Origin of the sequence: Paraburkholderia sp. BR14374 (assembly GCF_040948685.1) — a bacterium.
GTDB lineage: Bacteria > Pseudomonadota > Gammaproteobacteria > Burkholderiales > Burkholderiaceae > Paraburkholderia > Paraburkholderia youngii.
Map to the genome: position 1 here is coordinate 1 of NZ_JBFPKF010000166.1, position 255 is coordinate 255.

Consider the following 255-nt stretch of genomic DNA (forward strand, 5'->3'; position numbering starts at 1 on the left):
GGTTGCTGTGCACCGAGTCCCTGTCGCTCGGGCCGAACATCATCAGCACCGGCCACCACCAGCGGTTCACCGCCTGCTGCACGAGCTCGCGCTGCGCGTCGGTGCCGGCCATCATCGCGAGCAGCGCGTCGAACCCCTGGCGCTGGTGGAACGACTCTTCCTTGCAGATGCGGATCATCGCGCGGGCGTACGGCCCGTAGGTGCAGCGGCACAGCGGGATCTGGTTCATGATCGCCGCGCCGTCGACCAGCCAGC

At 68.6% G+C, this 255-nt stretch carries 1 protein-coding gene; it reads right to left on the minus strand.

What is annotated here, in order from left to right:
• Positions 1-255, minus strand: a 255-nt coding sequence (locus AB3X86_RS38510) for a Phenylacetic acid catabolic protein (protein WP_368599924.1), incomplete at both ends; no start/stop codon positions are given.